Annotated in this window: 5 protein-coding genes; all 5 read left to right on the plus strand. The window is 74.5% G+C overall.

Annotation, left to right across the window (positions count from 1 at the left end; translation table 11 throughout):
* The coding region (locus tag BG452_RS45970) for a hypothetical protein (RefSeq protein ID WP_223242722.1) at positions 1 to 185 on the plus strand (185 nt) is incomplete at its 5' end.
* 162 nt (positions 186 to 347) lie between these two features.
* Positions 348 to 2,198, plus strand: a complete 1,851-nt coding sequence (locus BG452_RS25545) for a serine/threonine-protein kinase (RefSeq protein ID WP_188306712.1) — start codon at positions 348 to 350, stop codon at positions 2,196 to 2,198.
* A 142-nt stretch (positions 2,199 to 2,340) separates the two neighbouring features.
* Positions 2,341 to 3,984: a succinic semialdehyde dehydrogenase gene (locus tag BG452_RS25550; RefSeq protein WP_188306713.1), complete on the plus strand. Its 1,644-nt coding sequence runs from the start codon at positions 2,341 to 2,343 to the stop codon at positions 3,982 to 3,984.
* 71 nt (positions 3,985 to 4,055) lie between these two features.
* Positions 4,056 to 5,888, plus strand: a complete 1,833-nt coding sequence (locus tag BG452_RS25555; protein WP_188306714.1) for a GMC oxidoreductase — start codon at positions 4,056 to 4,058, stop codon at positions 5,886 to 5,888.
* Positions 5,889 to 6,213: 325 nt separating this feature from the next.
* On the plus strand, positions 6,214 to 7,583 hold a 1,370-nt coding region (locus tag BG452_RS25560; RefSeq protein WP_223242723.1), incomplete at its 3' end, for a hypothetical protein.

A 7,583-nucleotide genomic window follows, 5' to 3' on the forward strand; every position in this document is an offset into this window, starting at 1 on the left:
TGCGGCCGCGGCGGCGTGGGCGGGGCGACCGGCCGGCGGCGGTCGGGCCGGAGGCCGCGGTGGCGCGGGCCGGTGGGGGGAGGAACTCCCGGATACCCCCGGCCCTGCTGGGGCCGCTGTTGGTGGGCGGTGTGTTCTCGCTGCTGGTGCTGGGGGTGGTCGCCGTGGTGCTGTTCGCAGGCTGACGGCCCCGGTGGCCGCCGCCGCGCCGGTCCGGGGGGTGGGCGAGATTACCGGGCGTGGCAGGGTGCGCCTAATGTGTCCGTGGGATTTGTTCGAACAGCGGTCTGCGGTGGGGTTTCCGCCGCGGCGGCGGTAGGTGGAATCGAGAGGGGGAGCGGTCGCCGATGGGCTTGCAGGACCGGCCGGAGGCGGCCGAGGCGGAGCGGTTGCTGGCCGGTCGGTACGAGCTCGGTGAGCGGCTCGGCCGGGGCGGGATGGGCACGGTCTGGCGGGCCTGGGACCGGATGCTGGACCGCGAGGTCGCGGTCAAGGAGCTGACCGTCAACCACCTGCCGGAGGAGGACCTGCAGATCCTGCACACCCGGATGAAGCGGGAGGCCAGCGCCGCCGCCCGGATCAAGCACCCCGGTGTGATCACCGTGCACGACGTGCTGGAGCAGGACGGCCGGCCCTGGATCGTGATGGAGCTGGTCGACGGCCGCTCGCTGGCCGACGTGATCAGCCAGGACGGCACCCTGCCGCCGCGCGCCGCCGCCGAGGTCGGCAGCCAGGTGCTCGCGGCGCTGCACCGCGGTCACCAGCTCGGTGTGCTGCACCGGGACGTCAAGCCGGCCAACGTGCTGCTGGAGCGCGGCACCGGGCGGGTGGTGCTGCTGGACTTCGGCATCGCGAAGTACGAGGGCTCGACCGAGCTGACCCGGCCCGGCGACCTGGTCGGCTCGCCGGACTACCTGGCACCCGAGCGCGCCCAGGGCGAGCGGCCCGGGCCGGCCTCCGACCTGTGGGGCCTCGGGGCGACGCTGTACGCGGCGGTCGAGGGCCAGTCGCCGTTCCGCCGGGACTCGCCGATCACCACGCTGGCCGCGGTGGTCGACGAGCCGCTGCCGGAGTCCCGCCGGGCCGGCCCGCTCGGGCCGGTGCTGGCCGCGCTGATGGCCAAGGACCCGGCCGACCGGCCGAACGCCGACGAGGCGGCCCGGATGCTGGCCGAGGTGCAGTCCGGGCACACCATGGGGCTGAAGACGGTCGGGGCGCCGGCCGCGCCGGTGCGCACGCCCACCCAGTCGGTGCCGGTGGTGGACCGCAGCGCGGGGCAGGACGGGACCGTCGTGGTGTCGCCGGAGGGTTCGGACGACGCGGAGGGCTCGGAGGATCCGACCGATCCGCGTCCGGCCGGGACCGCCCCGACCGCGGTGGCATCCGTGCCGTCCGCCCAGCCCGTTCCGGTGGTCCCGATGGTTCCGGTTGGTCCGGTTGGTCCGGTCGTCGGGGACACCTCCGGGGGCGTGGCCGCTGGCGGGCAGGCGCACACCTCCATCGGCGCGCCGGTCGCGCACTCCGCCGCGCCCGCGCGCGGTCCGGCCAAACGCCGCAGCCGGATGAAGCTCGTCGCCATCGCCGTGGCGGTCGGCGTGCTGGCGGCCGCGGCGACCTTCCTCGCCACACGGCACCTGACCGGCTCCCACACCGCCGACCCGGTGGCCACCGGGCAGCCGGACACGCCCGATCCCACCGAACCGGACCCGACCGGCGCCCCCACCCCGGGCGCGTCCGCGCCGGCCGGCTACCGCTGGGTCGACGACCCGGGCGGCTTCCGCTTCCCGATGCCGGTCGCGACCCCGGCCTGGCAGCGCAGCACCGGGACGGACGCCAACCAGATCTTCTACAGCCCCGACAACCGGGTGCACTACCTGCAGTTCGCGGTCACGGTCGGTCAGTCGACCAAGCCGTTGGACCACATGCGGCAGATGGAGGTCAACGTCTCCAAGTCGCTCAAGGACTACAAGCAGCACCGGATGGCCAGCGCCGTGGTGAACGGCCACGAGGCGGCCACCTGGGAGTTCAGCTACGCGGCCAAGGAGGGCGGACGCCGGCGGGCGATCGAGACCGAGTTCATCGACGATGACGGCACCTCCTACGCGATCTACGCGTCCAGCCCGGACAAGGGCGACGAGTGGCAGCAGGCCGAGCAGCGGTTCACCACGGTGCTGAACCACTTCACGCCCACCCGCTGAGACGGCCCGGCCCGGTGGCGGGTCGGCCCGGGTCGGCGGGTGGCGGCCCGTACGGGCGGAGCGCCCCGCTTTGGCCCGACTGCGGCAGATTCTTGTTACCGACGGGTACCGCACCGGCCGCCGAAGGCCTAGGCTGCGCCGTATGTCGGACCTCACAGCAGACGCAGTGGCCACCGAACACCCCGGCGCCGCCCCCGTGGACGGCAACCCGGCCGCCCCCGGCGGCGGCCGGACCGTCGCGACCGCGGTCCCGCGCTCCCTGGTCGAGCGGCTGGCCGCCGGGGTCACCGCCACCGGCGAGCCCAGTGTGGTGGAGACCGTCGCCCCGCTGACCGGTGAGCGGCTGGCCGCTCTGCCGCAGTCCACCCCGGCCGACGTCGAGGTCGCCTTCCAGCTGGCCCGCCGTGCCCAGGCCGCCTGGGCCGCACTGCCGGTGCGCCGTCGGGCCGCCGTGCTGCTGCGCTTCCACGACCTGCTGCTCAAGCGGCAGGACGAGGCGCTGGACCTGGTCCAGGCCGAGACCGGCAAGGCCCGGCTGCACGCCTTCGAGGAGGTGCTGGCCGTCGCCATGGCCGCCCGGCACTACGGGCGCGCCGCGCAGGGCTATCTGAAGGACCGGCGCCGCGGCGGTGCGCTGCCGGTGCTCACCCACACCGTGGAGGCCCGCCGCCCCAAGGGCGTGATCGGCCACATCTCGCCGTGGAACTACCCGCTGGAGCTGTGCATCGGCGACCTGCTGCCCGCCTTCGTGGCCGGCAACGCGGTGGTCAACAAGCCCGACACCCAGACCGCGCTGACCGGACTGTGGGCCCGTGAACTCCTGATCGAGGCCGGGCTGCCGGCCGACCTGTGGCAGGTCGTGATCGGCGACGGCCCGGTGATCGGCCCCGCCGTGGTGGAGCACGCCGACTACGTCTCCTTCACCGGCTCCACCCGCACCGGCCGCGAGGTCGCCCAGCGGGCCGCCGCCCGGCTGGTCGGCGCCTCGCTCGAACTCGGCGGCAAGAACGCCATGCTGGTGCTCTCCGACGCCGACCTCGAGGCGGCCGCCGCCGGCGCCGTCCGGGCCTGCTTCTCCACGGCCGGGCAGCTGTGCATCTCGATCGAACGGCTGCTGGTGCACCGCTCGGTGGCCGACCGCTTCCTGGAGCTCTTCGTCGCCCGCACCCGGGCGCTGCGCCTGGGCGGCGGCCTGGCCTACGGCGCCGACATGGGCTCGCTGGTCTCCGCCCGGCAGCTGGACACCACCACCCGGCACGTGGCGGAGGCGGTCAAGGCCGGCGCCACCGTGCTCACCGGGGGGCGGGCCCGGCCCGACCTCGGCCCGTACTTCTACGAGCCGACCGTCCTGGACGGGGTGACCCCGGAGATGGCGGTCTGCGGCGAGGAGACCTTCGGCCCGGTCGTCTCGGTCTACCGCTTCGACACCGAGGAGGAGGCGGTGGCCGCCGCCAACTCCACGCCCTACGGCCTGAACTCCAGCGTCTGGACGAGGAACCCGCGGCGCGGCCGGGCGGTCGCGGCCCGGCTGCGCACCGGGACGGTCAACGTCAACGAGGCCTACGCGGCCGCGTACGGCTCGGTCGGCGCGCCGATGGGCGGCATGGGCGACTCGGGGCTGGGCCGGCGGCACGGCGCCGAGGGGATCCTGCGCTTCACCGAGGCGCAGACCATCGCGACCCAGCGGCTGATGCCGATCGCCCCGTCGTTCGGGCTGGACGACAAGCAGTTCGCCGCCGTGATGACCGGCGGGCTGCGGGCGCTCAAGGCGCTGCGCTTCAAGTAGGTCGCCGCGCCGTACGCGGCGCCGACCCGCTTTCCTTCCCGACAGGTTCGACCCCCGAGGAGCAGTGGCAGATGGTGGAGTCCGGCGGTGCGGCGGAGTTCGACTACGACGTGGTCGTGGTCGGCTCCGGCTTCGGCGGTTCGGTCGCGGCGCTGCGGCTGACCGAGAAGGGTTACCGGGTCGCCGTCCTGGAGGCCGGGCGGCGCTTCGAGCGGGACGAGCTGCCCCGCAACTCCTGGGACCTGTCGAACTACCTGTGGGCGCCGCGGCTCGGGCTGTACGGCATCCAGCGGATCCACCTGCTGGCCAATGTGCTGATCCTGGCCGGCGCCGGGGTCGGCGGCGGCTCGCTGAACTACGCCAACACCCTGTACGTGCCGCCGAAGGCCTTCTTCGAGGACCGCCAGTGGTGCCACATCACCGACTGGCAGGCGGAGTTGGCGCCGTTCTACGACCAGGCGCAGCGGATGCTCGGGGTCCGGCTGAACCCGACCGTCACGCCGTCCGACGTCCACCTCAAGGCGGCGGCCGAGAAGATGGGCGTCGGGGACACCTTCCACATGGCGCCGGTCGGGGTCTTCTTCGGAGACGGAAAGGACGCTGGGGGCGCCTCCCGGACGGAGTCCGGGGGAGGCACCGCCAAGGCCGCGCCCGGCGAGGAGGTCGCCGACCCGTACTTCGGCGGCGCCGGCCCGGCCCGCAAGGCCTGTGTGGAGTGCGGCGAGTGCATGACCGGCTGCCGGCACGGCGCCAAGAACATGCTCACCGAGAACTACCTGTACCTGGCCGAGCGGGGCGGCGCGGAGATCCACCCGCTGACCACCGTGGCCCGGATTCGGGAGTACGGCGCGGCCGACGGGAATCGTGGCTTCGCGGTGGACGTGCGGCGCACCGACTCCCGGTCGAAGACCGACCGGGTCAAGGCGGGCGCCCGGACCATCACCGCCGCCCGGGTGGTGGTCGCGGCCGGCACCTACGGCACCCAGTCGCTGCTGCACCGGATGCGCGCTGCCGGCCACCTGCCCCGGATCTCCGAGCGGCTCGGCGAGCTGACCCGCACCAACTCCGAGGCGCTGGTGGGCGCGCAGACCACCGACCGGCGCTACGGCGCCAAGGCGGACTTCACCAAGGGCGTCGCGATCACCTCGTCGATCCACCCGGACGCGAACACCCACATCGAGCCGGTCCGCTACGGCAAGGGCTCCAACGCGATGGGCGCGCTGTCGATCGCCCAGGTCAAGGGCGGCGGGAAGGCCCCGCGCTGGCTGCGCTACCTGGGCAACTCGGTGCTCCACCCGGTGACCTTCGGCCGGTCGATGAACCAGCGCGGCTGGTCCGAGAAGACGATCATCGGCCTGGTGATGCAGTCGCTGGACAACTCGATCACCGTCTCGCTCAAGAAGGGCCCGCTCGGCAAGCCCCGGCTCACCTCCGGCCAGGGCCACGGCGAGCCCAACCCGACCTGGATCCCGGCCGCCGAGCGGGGCGCCCAGGCGCTGGCCGACGAGATCAACGGCTTCCCCGGCAGCACCGTCGGCGAGATCTTCGACATCCCGATGACCGCGCACTTCCTCGGCGGCTGCCCGATCGGCGACGCCCCCGAGACCGGCGTGGTCGACCCGTACCACCGGCTCTACGGCCACCCCGGGATCAGCGTGGTGGACGGCGCGGCCGTCTCCGCCAACCTCGGCGTCAACCCCTCGCTCACCATCACCGCGCAGGCCGAGCGCGCGATGTCGATGTGGCCCAACAAGGGCGAGCCGGACCGGCGCCCGGACCAGGGCGGGGACTACCGCCGGGTCGACCCGGTCGCGCCGGTGCGACCGGCCGTGCCGGAGGGCGCGTTCGGTGCGCTGCGACTGCCGCTGCTGCCCGTCCCGGAGGTCCCGAAGAAGCGCGACTGACCCGGCCCGGACGGTCAACCCGCCTGCCTCGCTTCGTGGTTGACATCCGTTCGGATCCGATGGGATAAACGGGCTCCCTGGGGGACCAGGAACTCGTCGAGCGGGGGGAATCCGGTCCATGGCCAACTGCGCATCGTGCGGCGCGACTTCGGTGGAGGGGGCGTCCGCCTGCGGCTCGTGCGGACGGCCGCTGGCACCCCCGCCGCCGCCCCCGCCGGCCGTCGTACCGTCGCCACCCCCGGGGTACGGGCCGCCGCCGACCCCGTCGGCCCCGCCGACCTCGCCGGCCGGGTCCTACCCGCCGCCGCCCGGCGGCCTGCCGAGGGTGGGCAGTTGGGGCGCGGGGCAGCCGTACTACCCGAGGACCGTCCAGTCGCCCGTGCTGCGCTGGCTGGCCGGTTCGAACTGGCGCCCCGCGCTGGTGGCGGCCATCGGGCCGACTCTCGTCCTGCTGGCGGCCGCGCTGATCGCGGCCGTCCCGGGCGACTACGGCTACGACGGAGACTACGCCGCGCCCGAGTTCGGCGACCGCTTCGGTGCGGCGCTGGCGATGGCGCTGAACGCGCTCGGCGCGCCGTTCCGGATCAGCGGGAGCCCGGACTCGTCCGGCCGCGCCCTCCAGGACGGCATGGAGCTCACCTTCCGGGTCCTGCCGCTGACCGTCACCGTGTTCTGGGGGCTGGCGCTCTGGCTCGGCCTGCGGGCCGGGCTGCGCCGGCGCCAGGCCGACGGCACCCAGCTCACCCGGGCCCAGGCCGTCGGTGAGGCGCTGCGCAGTGCCGTGGTGCTGGCCGCCGTCACCCTGCTGCTCGGCCTGATCGGGGGCACCGACTGGCACCCGGTGCGGTCCGGCGGCTACCCCGCCTACCCGGACTTCTCCGAGTACCGGGGGATGACCGTCACCGCCGGCACCACCTGGCTGGAGGCGGTCGGCTGGACCGCCCTGCTGGCCTTCCTGCTGGCCTTCGCCGTCTACGGCACCGACGCGCTGCGCTGGGCCGCCTGGCGCAGCCGGTCGGTGCGCGGCTGGGCGGTGGCCGCGCTGACGGCCGGCCGGGCGCTGGCGCTGTCGGTGGCTCTGGCGTCGGCGGCGGCCTTCGTGCTGGTCGCGGTGAACGCCGGGAGCGGTGCGACGACCGCGGTCTCGCTGGCCTTCCTGCCCAACCTCGGGCTCCAGCTGCTCGGCTTCGGCTCGGGGGCGACGTTCTCGGCACACGTCAGGATGACCAGCGCCGGCACGACCTGGGGCAACCAGCGCACCGGGCTGGACCTCTCCTTCTTCGATCTGCACGACCTGTCCGCCGACTGGCGCTGGTGCGGCGTGGCGGCGGTGGGCGCGGCGCTGCTGCTCGGCTGGGCGGCGCACCGGCGACAGCTGGACGCGGCCGACCGGTGGCGCCTGGCAGCCGTGTACACGGTGGTGCTGACCCTGCTGATGGTGGTGGCCGGTGCCGTGATGACCAGGACGATGACGATGGCGGGCTGGACCACCTCCGTCCGCTCGGAGCTGTCCGAGGAGAACTCGGTCGGCCTGGTGTTCCTCAGCGTGCTGGTGGCCAACGCGGTCTGGGCGGTGGCCGGCGCGGTGCTGGTGCCGGCGGCGTTCGCGGCACGCGGCGGCCGGGGTGCCACGGCGCCGTACGGGGCGGCTCCGCACGTGGCGGCTCCGTACGGGGCGGTGCCGCCGCAGGGCCC

The sequence above is a fragment of the Streptomyces sp. CBMA123 genome (assembly GCF_014596465.1).
Taxonomy (GTDB): Bacteria; Actinomycetota; Actinomycetes; order Streptomycetales; family Streptomycetaceae; genus Kitasatospora.

Excerpts from the sequence above, each read along its gene's own strand:
- BG452_RS25545 (WP_188306712.1), top strand. The coding sequence starts at position 348 with ATGGGCTTGCAGGACCGGCCGGAGGCGGCCGAGGCGGAGCGGTTGCTG.
- BG452_RS25550 (WP_188306713.1), top strand. The coding sequence starts at position 2,341 with ATGTCGGACCTCACAGCAGACGCAGTGGCCACCGAACACCCCGGCGCC.
- BG452_RS25555 (WP_188306714.1), top strand. The coding sequence starts at position 4,056 with ATGGTGGAGTCCGGCGGTGCGGCGGAGTTCGACTACGACGTGGTCGTG.